The organism is Bacillus sp. IBL03825 (assembly GCF_024712505.1).
In the GTDB taxonomy this organism is placed as follows: domain Bacteria; phylum Bacillota; class Bacilli; order Bacillales; family Bacillaceae_G; genus Bacillus_A; species Bacillus_A wiedmannii.
In genome coordinates this window covers 3,105,450-3,122,239 of sequence record NZ_JAMXKE010000001.1, presented here as the reverse complement: position 1 = coordinate 3,122,239, position 16,790 = coordinate 3,105,450, and the positions used below count along the sequence as shown (strand labels likewise).

General features: G+C 34.1%; 16 protein-coding genes and 1 pseudogene. 14 read left to right on the top strand and 3 right to left on the bottom strand.

All coding sequences use genetic code 11. The features are described 5' to 3' along the window. The first annotated feature begins 8 nt into the window (after positions 1-8). Together NHG49_RS16000 and NHG49_RS15995 are read left to right on the top strand one after the other, a co-directional pair. Positions 9-1,097: a GerAB/ArcD/ProY family transporter gene (locus tag NHG49_RS16000; protein ID WP_064475976.1), complete on the top strand. Its 1,089-nt coding sequence runs from the start codon at positions 9-11 to the stop codon at positions 1,095-1,097. 442 nt (positions 1,098-1,539) lie between these two features. Further along, on the top strand, positions 1,540-2,250 hold the full coding sequence (locus NHG49_RS15995; protein ID WP_064475743.1) for an alpha/beta hydrolase: 711 nt from the start codon (positions 1,540-1,542) through the stop codon (positions 2,248-2,250). A gap of 103 nt (positions 2,251-2,353) precedes the next feature. Here the strand turns inward: NHG49_RS15995 and NHG49_RS15990 are convergent, their stop codons facing one another. Next, the gene (locus NHG49_RS15990) at positions 2,354-2,719 is read right to left on the bottom strand and encodes a YxeA family protein (RefSeq protein ID WP_000714941.1); all 366 of its coding nucleotides are present in this window, start codon (positions 2,717-2,719) and stop codon (positions 2,354-2,356) included. A gap of 394 nt (positions 2,720-3,113) precedes the next feature. Continuing rightward, positions 3,114-3,218 (bottom strand): annotated as a pseudogene (locus tag NHG49_RS31455) (acyl dehydratase); the annotation flags it as partial. Positions 3,219-3,329: 111 nt separating this feature from the next. Here NHG49_RS31455 and NHG49_RS15985 point away from each other — a divergent pair. The 4 genes from NHG49_RS15985 (at position 3,330) to NHG49_RS15970 (ending at position 6,508) form a co-directional block, all read left to right on the top strand. Next, the gene (locus tag NHG49_RS15985; protein WP_000549435.1) at positions 3,330-3,716 is read left to right on the top strand and encodes a YflT domain-containing protein; all 387 of its coding nucleotides are present in this window, start codon (positions 3,330-3,332) and stop codon (positions 3,714-3,716) included. Between the two features lie 85 nt (positions 3,717-3,801). Beyond that, complete coding sequence (locus tag NHG49_RS15980) at positions 3,802-4,203, top strand: peptidase U61 (protein WP_149174195.1); 402 nt, start codon at positions 3,802-3,804, stop codon at positions 4,201-4,203. 35 nt (positions 4,204-4,238) lie between these two features. Then, positions 4,239-5,264, top strand: coding sequence for a ParM/StbA family protein (locus NHG49_RS15975; RefSeq protein ID WP_064475741.1), 1,026 nt, complete (start codon positions 4,239-4,241; stop codon positions 5,262-5,264). Positions 5,265-5,557: 293 nt separating this feature from the next. Then, entirely contained in the window at positions 5,558-6,508 is a 951-nt protein-coding gene (locus NHG49_RS15970; RefSeq protein WP_258126259.1) for a magnesium transporter CorA family protein, read from the top strand. A gap of 249 nt (positions 6,509-6,757) precedes the next feature. Here NHG49_RS15970 and NHG49_RS15965 read toward each other — a convergent pair whose 3' ends face one another. Further along, complete coding sequence (locus NHG49_RS15965; RefSeq protein WP_258126258.1) at positions 6,758-7,090, bottom strand: DUF1904 domain-containing protein; 333 nt, start codon at positions 7,088-7,090, stop codon at positions 6,758-6,760. 854 nt (positions 7,091-7,944) lie between these two features. On the opposite strand from NHG49_RS15965, the gene NHG49_RS15960 reads away from it, so the two are divergent. From NHG49_RS15960 to NHG49_RS15925, 8 genes are all read left to right on the top strand, one after another. Then, positions 7,945-8,772: a helix-turn-helix transcriptional regulator gene (locus NHG49_RS15960; protein WP_064475739.1), complete on the top strand. Its 828-nt coding sequence runs from the start codon at positions 7,945-7,947 to the stop codon at positions 8,770-8,772. A 293-nt stretch (positions 8,773-9,065) separates the two neighbouring features. Continuing rightward, positions 9,066-9,305: a cupin domain-containing protein gene (locus NHG49_RS15955; RefSeq protein ID WP_000997182.1), complete on the top strand. Its 240-nt coding sequence runs from the start codon at positions 9,066-9,068 to the stop codon at positions 9,303-9,305. A 1,238-nt stretch (positions 9,306-10,543) separates the two neighbouring features. Further along, positions 10,544-11,773, top strand: a complete 1,230-nt coding sequence (locus NHG49_RS15950) for an aminopeptidase (RefSeq protein WP_064475975.1) — start codon at positions 10,544-10,546, stop codon at positions 11,771-11,773. A 141-nt stretch (positions 11,774-11,914) separates the two neighbouring features. Continuing rightward, the gene (locus NHG49_RS15945) at positions 11,915-13,288 is read left to right on the top strand and encodes an alpha/beta hydrolase family protein (protein WP_064475738.1); all 1,374 of its coding nucleotides are present in this window, start codon (positions 11,915-11,917) and stop codon (positions 13,286-13,288) included. A 479-nt stretch (positions 13,289-13,767) separates the two neighbouring features. Then, a complete protein-coding gene (locus NHG49_RS15940; RefSeq protein ID WP_064475737.1) occupies positions 13,768-14,352 on the top strand; it encodes a TetR/AcrR family transcriptional regulator in 585 nt (194 codons plus the stop codon). 62 nt (positions 14,353-14,414) lie between these two features. Beyond that, the gene (locus NHG49_RS15935) at positions 14,415-15,026 is read left to right on the top strand and encodes a GNAT family N-acetyltransferase (protein WP_064475736.1); all 612 of its coding nucleotides are present in this window, start codon (positions 14,415-14,417) and stop codon (positions 15,024-15,026) included. A gap of 54 nt (positions 15,027-15,080) precedes the next feature. Then, positions 15,081-15,413 (top strand): LysR substrate-binding domain-containing protein, encoded by a 333-nt coding sequence (locus NHG49_RS15930; RefSeq protein WP_308665615.1) that lies wholly within the window; start codon positions 15,081-15,083, stop codon positions 15,411-15,413. Positions 15,414-15,954: 541 nt separating this feature from the next. Then, on the top strand, positions 15,955-16,788 hold the full coding sequence (locus NHG49_RS15925; RefSeq protein ID WP_154131982.1) for a MerR family transcriptional regulator: 834 nt from the start codon (positions 15,955-15,957) through the stop codon (positions 16,786-16,788). The last annotated feature ends 2 nt before the right edge of the window (positions 16,789-16,790 follow it).

Genomic DNA, 16,790 nt, shown 5'->3' with positions numbered 1-16,790 from the left:
GAAATTCGATGAAAATCTCTGGCAGACAAATCTTTTGGATGATGTTCACATTTGAAGTGGGCCAATCACTCCTTCTAGTTATTCCAGCGACGATTCGCACTGCCAAACAAGATGCTTGGATCTCGCTCTTTATTGCAGGGTGTGTAGGGATTGCTCTTACTTTTTTGGCAACTACACTTGGCTCGCTTTATCCGAAGCAAACCCTAATTGAATTTAGTCAAACCATTCTTGGCAAATGGCTAGGAAAACTACTGATGATTCCTTACTTCTTTGGATGGTACATGATAATTTGGATAACGGTCCGTGAATTTGGTGAGTTCATTAGTATCGCTTTGTTTCATAATACACCTTTGTGGATTATTGTCTTTACTGCTATGTTATTGCTCATTTTTATCATTTATCAAGGTGGGGTGGAAGGTATTGGGCGCTTAAGTGAAATCATTGGGCCAATGGTACTTTTAATGATAACGTTTGTAATCATTTTGAATGTTGGCAATATGAATTTGGATTATATGCTTCCTATTTATCATGATTCTGGATGGTTTCCCATCCTTAAAGGTTCCTATACTCCTGTAGCCGCGTTTTTTGGAGAGGCTGTCATGATGACAATGTTTGTTTTCTTTATGGACAAACCCGAACAAGCGCCATCACGGGCGATGTGGGGAGTAGGACTGGCTGTTTTTATGGTAACGATTGGAACATTAGCGGTCATTTTAACATTCGGTCCGAATTTGCCTTCAAGTTTTTTGTATCCGGTTTACGATTTGAGTCGGTACATATCCGTCATGGAATTCATTCAAAATGTAGATATTCTGATTGTTATTATTTGGTTTTTTAGTATTTTTGTTAAACTGGCGTTATACATGTTTCTCGCTTGTTATGGAACAGCACAAATGTTTCATTTGAAGGATTGGCGAAAAGTAGCTTTGGTTCTTGCTCCTATTTCGTTCATCATAGCTGTGTCGGTTAAAAATATCCAGACATTTACTCATTATTACTACATATTTTTCGTAATTCCTATTGCATTTCCTATCTATGAACTAGGAATTCCCTTACTGTTATTGGTGGTTGGCAAAATTCGAAGGAAATATGCATAAATCCAATCGGTAATATGTTCGAATGAAGATATGCTTCGTTTTTTGACTAAAATAAAAGGAGAAATAGTCTGCTCACAAGCGTAGGCTATTTCGTTATTTATGCATTGAAAGAACATGCGAACCATATAGAATTTCTAAGACTTTCTATTGAAAAAAGGGAGTGTTTATGAAAAATCCAGTTTCATAGTATGTTTTATGTTTGGAGTAATTTAATCACTATTGATCGTATTTAGTATGATGCGTTAGAAAAACGGTCTTGGAAACCTTCTAGTATGACAATCAGAATTATATGGGCTGTATTTGCTACGTACTTATCCTAGAAAATATAGTATAAATTAAAGACGTAAATGAAAACTTGAGCATAATAAAAATGCTCGAGTTTTTATGTTGATTAATGATAATCTAAAATATAGAATATACACATCTCAGGGAGGTCATACATATGAAGAAATGGATGAAAATTATTTTGTACTCTTTATTAGGTATTTTACTTATGGGGAGCATTACTTTTTTTACTTGGTCCCAATTTACTTACAAACCAACGAAAGAGGCTTTGTCGTTAGTAGATGATAAAAAAGATGAAGATAATATAGTATTTGGACAGAAGGATGCTAAGGTAGGGATTATTTTTTATCAAGGAGCTAAAGTAGAAGTAGAGGCTTATAGTTACTTAGGGGAAGCTCTTGCAAAAGATGGTCATTTTGTAGTAATGCCTAAGTTACCACTAAACTTAGCGATACTCGGAATCAATGAGGTAGACATTGTAATTGAACAGTATCCGGAAGTTCAAAAATGGTACGTTGCTGGACATTCAATGGGGGGAGCTATGATTTCTAAATATGCCTTTCACAATGAAGACAAGGTAGACGGGATCATTTTCTTAGGTTCGTATCCTGCAGATGACTTCTCTACGAAATCGATTCCGATGTTATCAATTTATGGAGAAGTAGATGCTTTAGCAACAGTAGAAAAAATAGAGAACAATAAAAAGTTAATGTCAAAGAATACAACTATGCACATGATAAAAGGGGGAAACCATGCTCATTTTGGCATGTATGGTGAGCAAAAAGGTGATAATGCGAGCTTAATTACATCAAAAGCACAACGAGATGAAACAGTGAAAGTAATTGAACAATGGTTAGTGAAACAATGATAAGGAATTTAATAAATTTACTGAAAGAATTCTTCTTCCTTAAGATAGCCCAATGGTAGGTGGGAGAGGTGATCAAGAGCCAGCTCATACGAGTAGGCTCTTTTTATTTATCTGCTATCTCCAATTGTCCCTTTACTTTCCCTGGTATATCTTTTTCTGAAATAACGTCGTAAGAATACACATACTTTCCTTTTACATGAATTTTTAAGTAAGTTTTTTTTATAAAATCATTAGGGGTGCTAGTGCCTACTGTATATTCTTTCTCATTCCTTGCTTCATCTACACCTTTTAGGGCGTACATAGCTCGTCCTTTATGATGATAATCTGGAACACCATATCCTTTCGCAATGGCATATACATTTTTTTCTTCAGCAATCGGATTAAATCTATCCAAATCCCCGCGTAATATGAAAGGTAATAAATATATCGGTAGGCCTAATCCTATTATGCAAAGTACAAATTTCTTCATGATTGTTTCTCCTCTTATTGTATTTACATTTTTGAGTATAGAAAAAAATTCTTATAAATATAGAGGGGAATTTCTTAAGGTTTTCTTAATAAAGTTTAACCGTGTGAAAAAAGATTAACTTGAGTATTAAGCTTACGGAATGAATAGCCAAATAACCTGTTTTCTTTATTTTTTGATGGTAGGTTATTTGGTTTTATATTGGTATGAGTGAATTGAGAAATAAGTGAGATTTAGGAACTAGAATAAATGTATCTTACAGTAATAAGAGAATTATCTAAATAAATTATAGTGAGAACAATTAAAGAAAGCATCTAGTGGGGTGCTTTTTCTTTTGGAATAGAGAATCCAGTGGGGCAGTTACATGTAATGCAGCGCTGTGCTTCTATGTCATTGGAAAACCCAATGATAAAAAAGAGGCTTGCCTTCCAAACAAATTGTTATTTGTAACACTGTTATCAAAGCAAAGTTCTCATGACATCTCTTTGATATTCAAAAATATTAATAACCTATTGCATGAAGTTTTTTGAAAATTTAGGTTTAACATCTTTAAAATAGGTGTATTACATATTACATAACAACTAAATAAAAAATCTAAAGGAGGAAAAATACAATGCATAAGAATGAAAGAAAACCGGTGGTTCATGAATATCAAAATGAACAGGAAGTAGTTATGAAAGTAAAAGAGCTAGAATTGCAAGGGATTCGCCAAGATGACATTTATGTCTTGGCACATGAAAAACATCTAACAAAAAAGATTGCAGATGATACAAACATAAATACGATTGGAGTAAAAGAACAAGGAATGGGCACAAGTATTATCAACTTTTTCTCCAAAAAAGGGGACGAACTTCGAAATCAAATGGAGGAAATGGGGTTGTCGAAGGAGGAAGCTAACTTATATGAAGAAAAATTAGATCAAGGGAGAATTTTACTCCTAGTAACAGCTGAAACACCAACGGCGAGTGATAGGCAGCCACAAAATTATCATTCTCTCTAATAGATTGCAACATCTGATAAATAGATAAGTTAATTATTTTAGGTTGTAGCATGGAAGAAAATAAAAGTAGAGAAGGGTGAGAAAAATGAAACATACAATATTTAAATATGCTGTGATTGGGATTACGACCGGAGTTATGGTCTCTCTATTAAAAAAAGAAAATCGGAAAGCTATACAAACAAAAGGAAAAAGCGTAAAAGACAAACTACAAGAAGGAAGCATAAAGGAAACATTGGGGAAGGTAACTGAGACAAGTAAACAATTCTCTGTAATTGCAGCTAATGTTGCAAAACAAACATTACCACAACTGCTTACAGCCACACCAGTTGTCATTTCTACTATTAAAGATTTAACAGAAAACGAAAATGACAAAAAGAAAAAAGATGAAAAGAATTACGAAATCAATCAAAATAGTAAGGACATAGACGGTGAAAAAAAGAAAAATGAAAAGAAATATATGAAAGAAGGGAAAGAAGAGAGTGCTTAGATTTAATTCTAAAAAGAGAAAGTGAGGAAAAAAGTATGAAATCTCTGTATGCAATTGATGTAGGAATTGGCTTTACCAAACGGGCATATCGAAAGGATGTAGATTCTGAGGTGACGATTAAGAGTGAAGCTTCCACACTAGCCCGTGTACCTAATCATGCTGAAAGTGAAGATTTAACAAAGGTAAGTTTTATAGACTTAGACTTTGCATACTACATGGGAAATGAAGCACATCAATCTGACGCTTCATTTCTTCCTCCATTTGACGAAGAAATAGAAAATTATTATGAAAGCGAACAGTTTAAACAACAAATATTTGGTTGCATTGCAAAGGATTATAAAGAAAATGTCGTGTTACCTTTAGTTGTTACCGGGCTTCCCGTTACTTGTTTTGGTAGTCAGCATGAGCAATTACAAAATGTATTAAAAAAAGAAACTTCCGTGCAAATTGATGGGAAATTTATTAATATTACGGTGGAAAATGCTTTGATTCTTCAGCAACCGGTCGCTTTACATGCCTATTTCTTAAAAGAGGGAATCATTCAGGAACAAGATCGTATCTTAATTATTGATGGTGGATTTCGTACATTAGAAATGACAGATATGAAACAGAATGTCATTTTAAATCATTATGAGACGGAACTAGGATGTAGCAAGCCTTTGAAAAATATTAAGAATATCCTGCAGAATCATGCGGGGGAAAGTAATCACTTGCATATTAACGACATGCCAAAAATATTAGAAAAAGGATATGGAGGTCGAGAAGAAAATCCTCAGACAAGTCAGGTTGATACTTTGATTCAAAAAGAGTTGGATACACACTTCCAAGACGTTATGCGTGTATTACAAGAACAATTTAAGTTAGACCAGTATGAAACTATTATTTGGACAGGAGGAATAGTAGATATCCACAAAAAACGAATTGAAAAAATGCAAGGTGAAATTTCTTCTTTCCGTATGGTAGACGCTTCGAAAGAGGCTGCACTTCATGGATACTATATGATTGGAAGTCAAGTATTTGACGACATCACCAATCAATCTGCATATGAATCCAAATTGTAATAACGACCAAAATGGAGTTCGTTGAATAGACGTGCCAAATTATGTGGCTTCTTTTCCACATATAAATAAGAAAAGATAAAAAGTGCTTGTATAGAGGAAATGTTTAAAATTTAGAATACAAATAACTAATATATAGGGGGTCTTCCTTGTAACAGAATAAGACCTCCTATATATTAGTTTGTAATTTAGATGATCTAAAAAATTTTCCTCGAAGACATGAATACCTACATACAAATTTCATATTACGGATATTATTCGATCAAACATAAAACTATTCAGAAAGGAAGAATAATATGGAATGCATAAAAATGCCGAAATGGAATTGGTATCATGTGAAAACTAGTGAGCTTGAAAAACTTTCTTCTATAATCCCTCGTGATGTAACATCTTATTTCTCTCAATTTGTAAAGAAAATAAGTTCTCCTTGTGAAAATGGATTATATGTTTATACGTTATCACCAAGTCAAACTTGTGTATATGGTTCGTTTTTATATGATCAAGATAAAAAGGACGCCAAAATTCAAAAATTTCTTCATTATTTCGTAGCTCATGGAATATTGATAACAGTCCAGGAAAAAGAGGAAGAGGATTTCCAAAAGTTAATACATAATTTCCCTATGGGTACAAAAAATTGTAATAGTTCCGCTGAAGGATTATGTGCCATCTTATCAATGTTTATATCTCACTATTTGCGAGAGGTTGACTATTTTGAAAACCATTTTAAAAATGTATTATGGGATTTTTATCATCATAATAACATAGCAGTTTTAGAAAAAATTTATCATATTCGTCATGAATTATTTATGAACACACATGTGTTTCGTTTAATACAAGAGGTATTACAAGGCTTGGAGGAAGCTTGGTTAGAAAATATAACAAAAACTCTTTGTTATAAACAAACACACTTGAAATTAGAGCGTGGATTACAACTTGTTAAAGAGTATCAAGAAGAATTAGACACGATGATTCATTTACAAGAAGTGGTTTCTTCTCATCGTGGGAATGAAATTATGAAAGCTCTTACTGTATTAACTGCTGTGAGTACGCCTTTGACAGCCTTAGGAGCATTGTGGGGTATGAATTTTAAATACATGCCTGAACTAGAATGGAAATATAGCTATTTAATCGCTCTCTTATTTATTATTTTCACAACAGGGGGTATGTATTTATATATGCAAGTCAAAGGATGGACAGGTGATTTATTACGAGTAAAGAAAAAGAAATCTTTTTTTAAATCTAATTAGTCCTGTTTTTAAAAAATATGATAGATATTAACCTAGATATATGGTTAGTAATATTTATTAATTGGGGTAGTGCCATATATCCACCAAGCTAATATTTTGATGTCCACCAAAACAAAAATTTTATCTCTTCACAGATAGTTGTCTATGAGAATTGAGGTCATTATTTTGTTTTTGGATATTTGCTTTTCTTAGCTTGATGGCAATGTGGTTCTACCTCTTATAAATGTTACAAAAATCCTTCAAATAGCTCTAACTTGCACAATGCTTCCCGTTAATATAATACGCTGATTCTGTGAAAACCGTAAATACAACCTCTACTTCTGGAAGTCCAAAATCCATTACATATGTAGTAATGGCCTTGGCAAATCGATCACGAATTTCCTGTCCACGCTCGAACCATTTCACTTCAATAAGAGGAAACGCTTCTATTTCTTCTCCATTGAATACAAACGTAGAACTTGGTAGTTCCAACGTAAAATTATCCGTACCACACTCACAGATCTCTGCGAGCTCTTCTACTAATGGCTTGCTTATGCGTTTTAATTGTTCAGTAGTAATTCCACAAAACACAACATGCGGCATGTAAATCCCTCCGTTAGATAGCTTTATATTTGCTCACATCATAACACAATTTATTTTGCTGTACTAACATCTATTGGTACATTTCAATGACATTCTTAAGAATAATCATATGTTATTGAAACAATACATGTATTGTAACTATTTAAAATATTTGAGAGCTCGGTAATGGGGTAAATAAAAAAAGCCTTATCATTCTCCCTGTAAGGAGGCATGAGGGGAGGCCTCTATTAGGAAAGGGATGGTACGCTTATATATTTTAAAAAGAAAAGACACCCTAAGATGCCTTCCTCCGACTTGATAACCACTTTAATTTTAATAACATTGGATTCCCATCCGAATACTATTTTACCACGTTAAGTAATGTTGGTCATTGAGAAAGTCAAATACGTAGCGTTCATATATAGTGACCTCTAGGAGTATGCAAGATTTAATACAGTTTTTTTATTGATCCAACAACAAAAAAGAACCATAAAACCGTGCCAGGATAGGAATGTATAAAAAATGCATAGATCGATAGAAAAAGAAAGGAGGTTCCCTTGTAAGGGGAAGATTCCTCCTTGTCCTTACTACTGATAATAGGACATTATGTCGACTCGATATGAATAGAATATACACTCACAGATCATAACAAATTATTCTTACGAATGGTATAATTAGGAGAAGAAGGTTGAATTTCTAACTTTCAATAAAGCTGCTTAACTGTAGACTAAATAAATGAAAAACAATATATTTATAGGTTAGTAACCAGATCTTGTTAAGTCGTATGTCCTATTTTTAGTTTAGCGTTGCCCAGAATGTACACCAATTAATCTCGCGAATTACAAGAAAACTATTATTGAAATGAGGCGTGCATTGTGAAGTTGGACGTGAATGAGTTAGCAGAGTATCTTGCCAATACTCCTTTCCGAGTAGAAGGAGTATATCGTTATGCTAAAAATCCAGGTGTGCCTTATGCTGAGTCTACAGATTATTTCCCCGGATTTGTATTTCCGCTTACAGGGAAGACGCAATTTCAATTTAATGGTACGCCGTATACCCTTTCCCCAGGAAAAGTTATACATGGGGGTGCAAAAATGACATTAGCCCATAAAATGCTTGGTGAAATAAACTGGGAATATATTCTTGTTTTATATCGGATAAGCAATTCAGAACGAGAAGACTCTGGCTTTACTCATCAGCATTTTGAATTATTAACAGGACAATCTCCTCGTCTTGTCGAATTACTTATGCGTCTTTGGGATGTGTCTAATCAGCGTGGAGGCATTTCGATGTTTCAGACAGAAATGCTGTTTCGCGAAGCGTTGAATGAAGCTTTATTAAGTGTTGTCAATAGAGAAAACAACCATGAGTCGCATACTTTATTCGAACGAATATCTAGTTACGTTCATAAATGCTATTATAAAGATATTACAATACTCGAGCTTACAGAACAAAATAATATTAATCGAAATCGTCTTTCTTACGTGTTTAGAAAGCATGCAGGTATGGGGCCAGCAGAATATTTATTGAACTATCGTATAAAGATGGCTCAAAAAATGTTATGTACAAGTGGTGTGCCTGTACAACAAATTGCGCAGGCTGTTGGAATCGCAGACCCTTTTTATTTTAGTAGAGTTTTCAAGAAGCGAGTTGGCATTTCGCCTACTAAATATCGCGAGAAGTTCATCAATAATCCATACTAATGTCAACAGGGGTCCATTCTTATTTGAAAATCACTGTTCTATACTTATGGAGAGTTAAAGGAAACATTGGATTGAAAGAACTTTCATTGAAATCACTCTTTTGAACTATCTGAATGAAAAGTTCTGGCCTGAGCATTTTCTTTTTAAGCGTAATGACGACTTTTTTACTTAGATTACTGTAATATAGTGGAAGTTAAAAGTGAGGAGGGATTATTATCCATTACCAACCTATTAAACTAAATGACGAGTTATCTAAAATTAACGATTATTGGTATCCACGAGTGATTGGTGAAATGAATGATGATCAAATTCAGCTTTTTAAGGCCAATGGAGATTTTATATGGCATGAGCATCCTAATACGGATAAGCTATTTATCGTGCTTGAAGGGGAGATGTTCATCGATTTTCGTGATGGACAGGTGAAAATTTCTAAGGGCGAGATGTTCATTGTCCCGAGAGGCGTTGAGCATAAACCTTTCACTGAAAAGGAATCCCACATCATGTTGGTAGAGCCTAAAAGGGAAATGGATTGATAATTGTATCTAATGTTTCGTTGGCAGATAAGAAAGTGTAGATAAAATTGAGAAGTTAGGATTTAAATGCTCTATTATGGAATAAAGCATGCATCTTTAATTGATACCCTATTATAGAAATATTATGCAGTAACCTTTTCCTTATTAATTCGCCCGTATTCCTATTCTAATATCTAACATAAAAATACATCACTATTAAATAGTGATGTATTTTTATGTTAGAAAGAATCGTTATACGCAACCGTAACCTTTTGAATCTTCGCATCATTAATTGCAGCTTCTGCTTTTGTTAAACTTAATTCTGGAAAAGACAAAGTTGTTATACCTAAAGTTCCCAAAAGAATAGTACTAGATAAAATTATTTTTTGAACATTACAAATCCTCCTAATATTGGTATTTTACATACGTTTAAACATTAATATATTATGTTAAATAATTACATATTCAGAATTTGATAAATAAACATCTGATTATTCTTATGATTCAAAAATACCTTTATATAATAAATGAAAAAACAGCTGACTTCTTACATAAAGTAACTAACTGTAGAGAAAGAAAATTTTAGCTTGATGGGCATGGGGTAACGCCCACATTTTAACCAAAATATATGCTAAGCAAATTTTGAAACAAAAAAGCCGATTTTTACTCAGTTAAGAGTACATCGGCTCGTGAATATTTAGCAGTAATTTCGTACTGTGTGCATAAAGATCTTTCCGTTATCGCTCACTTAGATAGAATTCAGTTTCACTTAGTTTTCTACCAATAATTTTTAAAAAAAGTTTAACGGCTTGATAATTAAAGTTAAATGATTTATATTTGTATTAAATGATAGTATTATCTATCAAAAATGACTTTATACAGAGAAAGGTGTGATTGAAATTGTTAAACGCCTCATTGGTGGAAAGCCTTTAGGTGCAGCAGCATTGAAAAGATTGGGAAGAAATGAGTGAGCTTATACAATAAAGAACGCTATAAATTTAAGTAGTGCTTGATACCCTTGAATTGGATTATTTGGTAAAAACATCGAAACTCATTGAAATATTTTCTCGTCTAGTAACTAAATTAATTTTAAGAGATAACTAATGAATTGAAAAAATCCATTAGTTGTTATCGAGTCTTGATGAAAAACGTAAAAATAGACAAGAGAAAATCCTGAAAAACCTATTCACAAAGTATGGTATGAAGGCAAGCTAGTAAGGGGAATTCAAAAATTATTGGATAAAAGCGAGGTAAATAATATGACTTTTGAAGAAAAATTACAAGCATATGCAGAACTTACGGTGAAAATTGGTGTCAATATTCAACCAGGACAATACTTATTAGTCAATACATCAGTGGATGCATTGGATTTCGTTCGTTTAGTTGTGAAAGAGGCCTATAAGGCTGGGGCAGGGCGTGTTCATGTTAATTTTTCTGATGAGGAAATGGATCGTGCTTACTTTGATTATGCCTCAGATGAGGAATTTAATCGTTTCCCAGAATGGATAGTCAAAATGAATGATGAGCTGATTGAACGTAAAGGCGCACTATTAATAATAGATGCTACAGACCCTGATAAATTTACAGGTATTTCAGCTGGTCGTCTAGCTACCTATCAAAAGGTATCAGGAGCTGCTCTAGGAAACAATCGCAACGCCGTAATGAAGGATTTAATAGCTTGGTCGATGGTAGCAGTTCCTTCATCAAAGTGGGCATCGAAGGTGTTCCCAAATTTAGCAGCTGAGGATCAAGTACCAGCATTATGGGATGCTATTTTTAAAGCTGTTCGTATCGGTGAAGGAAATGCGGTTGAAAAATGGCGTGAACATGTAACAAATTTAGAGTCTCGTGCGGTCATATTAAACAATAAAAAATATGCGATGCTTCACTATACAGCGTCAGGTACTGATTTAACAATTGCATTAGCACCACAGCATAAATGGATTACTGGAGGTGGTAAAACGCCAGATGATACTATCTTTATAGCTAATATGCCGACGGAAGAGGTTTATACGTTACCGATGAAACAAGGTGTAAATGGCTATGTAAGCAATACAAAACCATTAGTTTATCAAGGGAATATTATCGACGGCTTTAAACTGACATTTGAAGAAGGAAAAATTATTAAAGCTGAAGCACAGATAGGACATGATTTATTACAGGAGCTTATTAATGTGGATGAAGGCTCTTGCTATTTAGGTGAGATAGCACTTGTACCACATGAATCGCCAATTTCAGCATCGGGGATTTTATATTTTAATACATTGTTTGATGAAAATGCATCGAACCATTTAGCGATTGGTAAAGCTTATCCAACTTGCTTAGAGGATGGAAGGGATTTAGAAAACGATCAACTCGAAACGTTAGGTGCAAATATTTCAGTAACACATGAGGACTTTATGATTGGCAGCAGTGAGATGGACATCGATGGTATTTTACCAGATGGAACTGTAGAGCCAATTTTCCGTAAAGGTAGCTGGGCATTTTAAGTTTTTAATTTGAAGAAAGGAGTATATGAAACAATTATTAAGGATAATTGGTGCAACTATATAGGCGTTTCATCTGTTTTTGCTCAGATTGAAAATTACCTCTTTAATTAGATGTAAAATGCATTCAAAGGAGATAGGCCAATGAATTTCTGGGAAATCGTTTTGATAGTTGTGAATTTTAGTCTTTTAAGTTGGATACTGTTAGTAGGTAGAGAAACGAAAAAGTGGTCTAAATTAGCTACTTTGCTTGCTGTTGTAATGGTTACAGTTCAGCTATTGGTAGAAGGTTTTAGATGGCAGATGATTCCGGCATATGCATCCCCAGTTATCTTGATTTTATGCTATTTATTAGCTGGGCGGAAAAAGGGCTTTAGAAGCCGGGGTATATTCATAGTTAAAACTTTGTTGTTGTGCATCTATTTGTCTGTAGCAGTTGCACTACCTTTACTTATGCCAGTATTTTCATTTCAAGAACCTACTGGCCCACATAGGGTCGGTACGAAGCTATATCATTGGGTTGATCATCAAAGACATGAACCATATTCGAAAAATCCAACAGATCGACGCGAATTGATGGTGCAAATTTGGTATCCTGCAGCTGAAAAAAGCAAGGGGGATCAAGAACCTTATATTCGTAACATAAATGAACTCTCTAAGGGATTGGAAAAAACATTGTCCATTCCTGCATTTGCATTCAGCCACTTAGAATTGGTAAAATCTCATTCGTTTATGGATTTACAACTCTCAGACTCAGAGAATCAATATCCTATATTACTTTTCTCTCATGGTTTTAATGGTTTTCGTAATCAAAACACGTTTGAAGTTGAGGAGTTGGCTAGTCAAGGCTATATTGTTCTAAGTATCGATCATACCTTTGATACTGCAGCTACCGTCTTTCCAGATGGTCGAGTTGCTTACGTACAGCCCTTCAATTTAACTGATGACGCAGGGGATAGCCACATAAAATTATGGGAGGAAGATGTCACCTTTGTGCTTAATCAGATAGAGAAACTTAACCAAAACGATGAGACCGGCTTCTTTACAGGAAGGCTTGATACCTCGCGAATTGGAATGTTTGGGCACTCTTACGGTGGAGCTACCGCAGCACAAATACTTGCAAAAGATTCTCGTGTCAAAGCAGCTATCAATATGGATGGCGCTTTGTATGGGGAAATTTTACCTGAAAGTGGGATTGGAAAACCATTTCTGCTCATGAGTGCCGTAGAGCCTGATGAGGCAGATCCCGATAAAGTGACGGAGCGATATGGGCGTGGGTTAGCTGGCGGTGGTATGTCAATGGTCATTCCTCATACAGATCATACAAGCTTCACTGATTTACATTTGTTCTCCCCACTGTTGCAGAGCCCAGGTGAAAATCCAAAGGAAGTTCATCGCATTATCAACGAATTCAGCCTGGCATTTTTTGACCAGTATGTAAAACAGAAGGATGATGGCTCAACCCTTAAAAGGCTGATGACCAAATACCCGGAAGTGAATTTTAAAGTAAACCGATAACTTTATGCAGAAAGTACCTTCATTATAAAATATTCAGTAATTAAATGAAGTGCAAATAGATTTAATATAAGTAGAAAAATTACTGTAATTATTAATTATTCATGAAAAAATGCTGGAAAAATTAGCGAGAAGGATAACTGTATTAGTGAAAAAATAAAATATCACAAGGGAACATCGTGATAAATAGCTTAAGAAACCCAGCTAATGTGATCATTTTCTCTACTAAGAAAGCGACTCGTACCATTTCCTTTGGCTTTTGTATTTATTACATCAAAAAATTAATTTCTTCATCGGCATCTAAATAATGAAATGCTAAAAATGAAACATTCAAAGTACTATCAGTTTCAGTAATATAATTCTTTTGGAAAGCTACATTCAGCAGCTGGACACTTTGTTTGAGATTGTTTATCATAATATCAAATGATATATTTATCTATCAAAAAATGACGACTTTATATATAAAAAGGGAGAGATTGACGATGAAGAAAGACTTATCAACGTTAAAGGAAGCGAGATTTAACGCAATTCTTGATTCGGCTACTATATTGCTTGTTGAAAATCCTACTGCTTCGATGAATGAAATTGCGGAATATGCGGGAATTGGCATTGCTACACTCCATCGCTACGTCGAAAGCAGAGAGAGATTGATGCTATTCTTGGGCCATCGAGCTATACAATTGGTAAGTGATACCGTAAACCAGATTCCACTGGATGAGGATAGAAGCGAGAACTATATTCCAGAACTCATTGAATCGTTAATCCCTTTAGGTGACAAAATCTATTTTCTAGGTCATGATGCATCTGTATTTAACAATAAAGAATTAGGTGAAGCCGAAGAGAAGCTGAGGGAACCCTTACGACGCGTTATTGAGCTGTTACAACAAAAAGGTTACTTTCAGCAAACAGTTAGCAGCGAATGGATTTTGAATACGCTTTATGCTCTGCTTTTCCATACTTGGGAACAGGTACATGAAGGAAATGTGGCTAAAAAATCTGCTGCAGAGCTTGTTTTAAATACATTTTATTATGGTTTCAAAGCTAAGGATGAGTCGAGAGGGAAGTGAAATGATACAAATCCATGATAATTAACATCAATAATATAGAAAGCGAAAAGGAGTACTGGGAAATGAATAAAATATCTATTGTAAAGGCTGTTCATCAATCTATGGTCGGTGCCCAGCTAAATGTAATGGCATTGGAATACATGGCATTTGCACTTGCAGGATCTGAGGAGAAGAACACAGTCGAAGGGACTTTTTGTAAGCTATGGTGGCAGGGGAACAACCGTTTTAGTCATCAATACGCTTATGAAGCTCAAATGGACGGGAAAACTTTAGGGATGATTACTTGCTATCCCGTACCCGTTTTAAATCGTCTTGCCTGGCCCACTTTTAAACAGCTGCTTTCATTCCGAAAGTTGGATTTTGTTGTTTATAACATTCGGAATATCAAAATGCTTTATTCCATGATTACCTTGAAGGAGGGAGAAGATGACGAGTTTCACATCGGAACAATCGCTTTATTGCCCGAAAGTCGTGGACTGGGGATAGGTACCAGACTACTTGAGTTTGCCGAGGAACAGGCTTCCCTGCAAGGCTTTGCCAAATGCTCTCTGACGGTAAAGAAAGAGAACCAACTTGCTATTAAATTGTATCAGAGGTTAGGCTACCAGATTACAAGTGAAATTAATAAACCAAAGTTATCGTTGTACAGAATGGTCAAAAACGTAGGACGTTAAAACCTTTTATAAAAAAGTTTTAACGTATTAGTATAGTACCAGGGGCACCGCCACATCACTATTAAGCTAAGCTCATTCAATGTTAATTATAGTAGAGGCTGTTTCTTTCGAAATAGAGTAGATAAGTGGTTAAAAGAAGCAGGCATTTATCCAAAGCGAGTGATAGAATTTGGTACAATTGAAGCGATTAATGGTTGTGTGAAGGCTAGAATGGGCATTGCTGTCATGGTCAAATCAATTTTGAAAGACCATGAGCAATCTTTAACCATGACTGATTTACCTGAGAAATATTCTAAAGTACCAACTTTTTATATTATGAGAAAAGATGTATTTTTTTCTGCTGCTTTACAGAGATTTGTTGAGATGATAAAAGAAAAAACTGTGTAACCTAATTTTGATTATTGAAGATCGTTTTAGTGCGGCATAAAATGTAGAACCCCACATCCATCAACTTAAAAAGTTTTTTACGACCCCAAATAAGATTTTTGTACATTTTTACCCAGAAATATCAATTTTACTGTTTTTGAGGTGTTTTTTTCACTAGCTTGATAGCGATGTGGCAGGACCCCATCACTATCAAGCTAAGATTAAATAAAAATCAATTAAACTAGACCTTTTTTCTGTTTTCTAAAAATTCAATATAAACTATTTGAATATTCTTACTATTAATTTAAAAATAGAAACAATCTCACCTGAAATTAAACGTATATAACCTTATGTTGATGGGCATAGGGTCCCACCAACATAACGAGAATTTCGTACGCTAAGGATTTTCTAAGTTGAAAAACTTAAGTTTACCGCGAGTTAGGAGGGTTCCTTAAACGACCATTTTTGGTGTGAAAAGAATTTCTTTTTATTTCTTGACTATGAAGTAACCACATAGTTTATAGTATAAATATTATTCCTTAATAGGAGGCAATATAATTAGATGGATAGCTATAAGTTAACTAAAAGTGATGTAATTAAGATTTTTAATACAACGAAAGAAACACTTCGATTCTATGAAGAAAAAGGATTAGTTCAGCCAAAGGTAGGTAAAAATAAGTATAGGCTTTATGGAAATGAAGAACTACAGAGAATTAGCCAAATCTTCTTTTGTAAAGATATAGGTTTTTCAATTGAAGAAATTGATTTAGTAATAAATAAGAGAAAAATAATAAACAATATAAATATCTTACAGAACAAAAAAGATGAAATTGAAACTGAAATTTATCGATATATGGAAATGCAAAAGAAAATTACTAGGATCCTCGATCTCCTACAAAATAGAAGTAAAAACTTCAATGAAATTCAGAGTGTCTATTTTGAGGAAAGAAAATATTATCACATCAAAGGAGAAAATTTTAATAGTGTAAAATCCTTTTTTGATAAATTCCGTTCTATTTTTAAGCAAGGTGAATTTTTTCAAGAACAATTTATAACAATGTGTCCTATTAAGAATTTATTCAATGATGATCTGGGACTATCAGTTTATTATCCTGTTTTGAATGATACAGAGATAGAGCATGTTGATATTCTTAGTATACCTGCAGGTAATTATCTTTGTGTTGATTACGTATGTACAGAAGAGCATATCGATGAAGTACGACATCAAATATATACAAATATTACAGACTATATAGAGAGAAATGGTTTACAGTTTAGATCATGTAATGTAATTGAATCAGATTTACATGAATTGAATCTGTTTTATTCAGAAGGACAGATAATTATGAATATGCAGATTCCTGTTGAAGAAAAATCAAAACACCAAAAGAAGTAAGC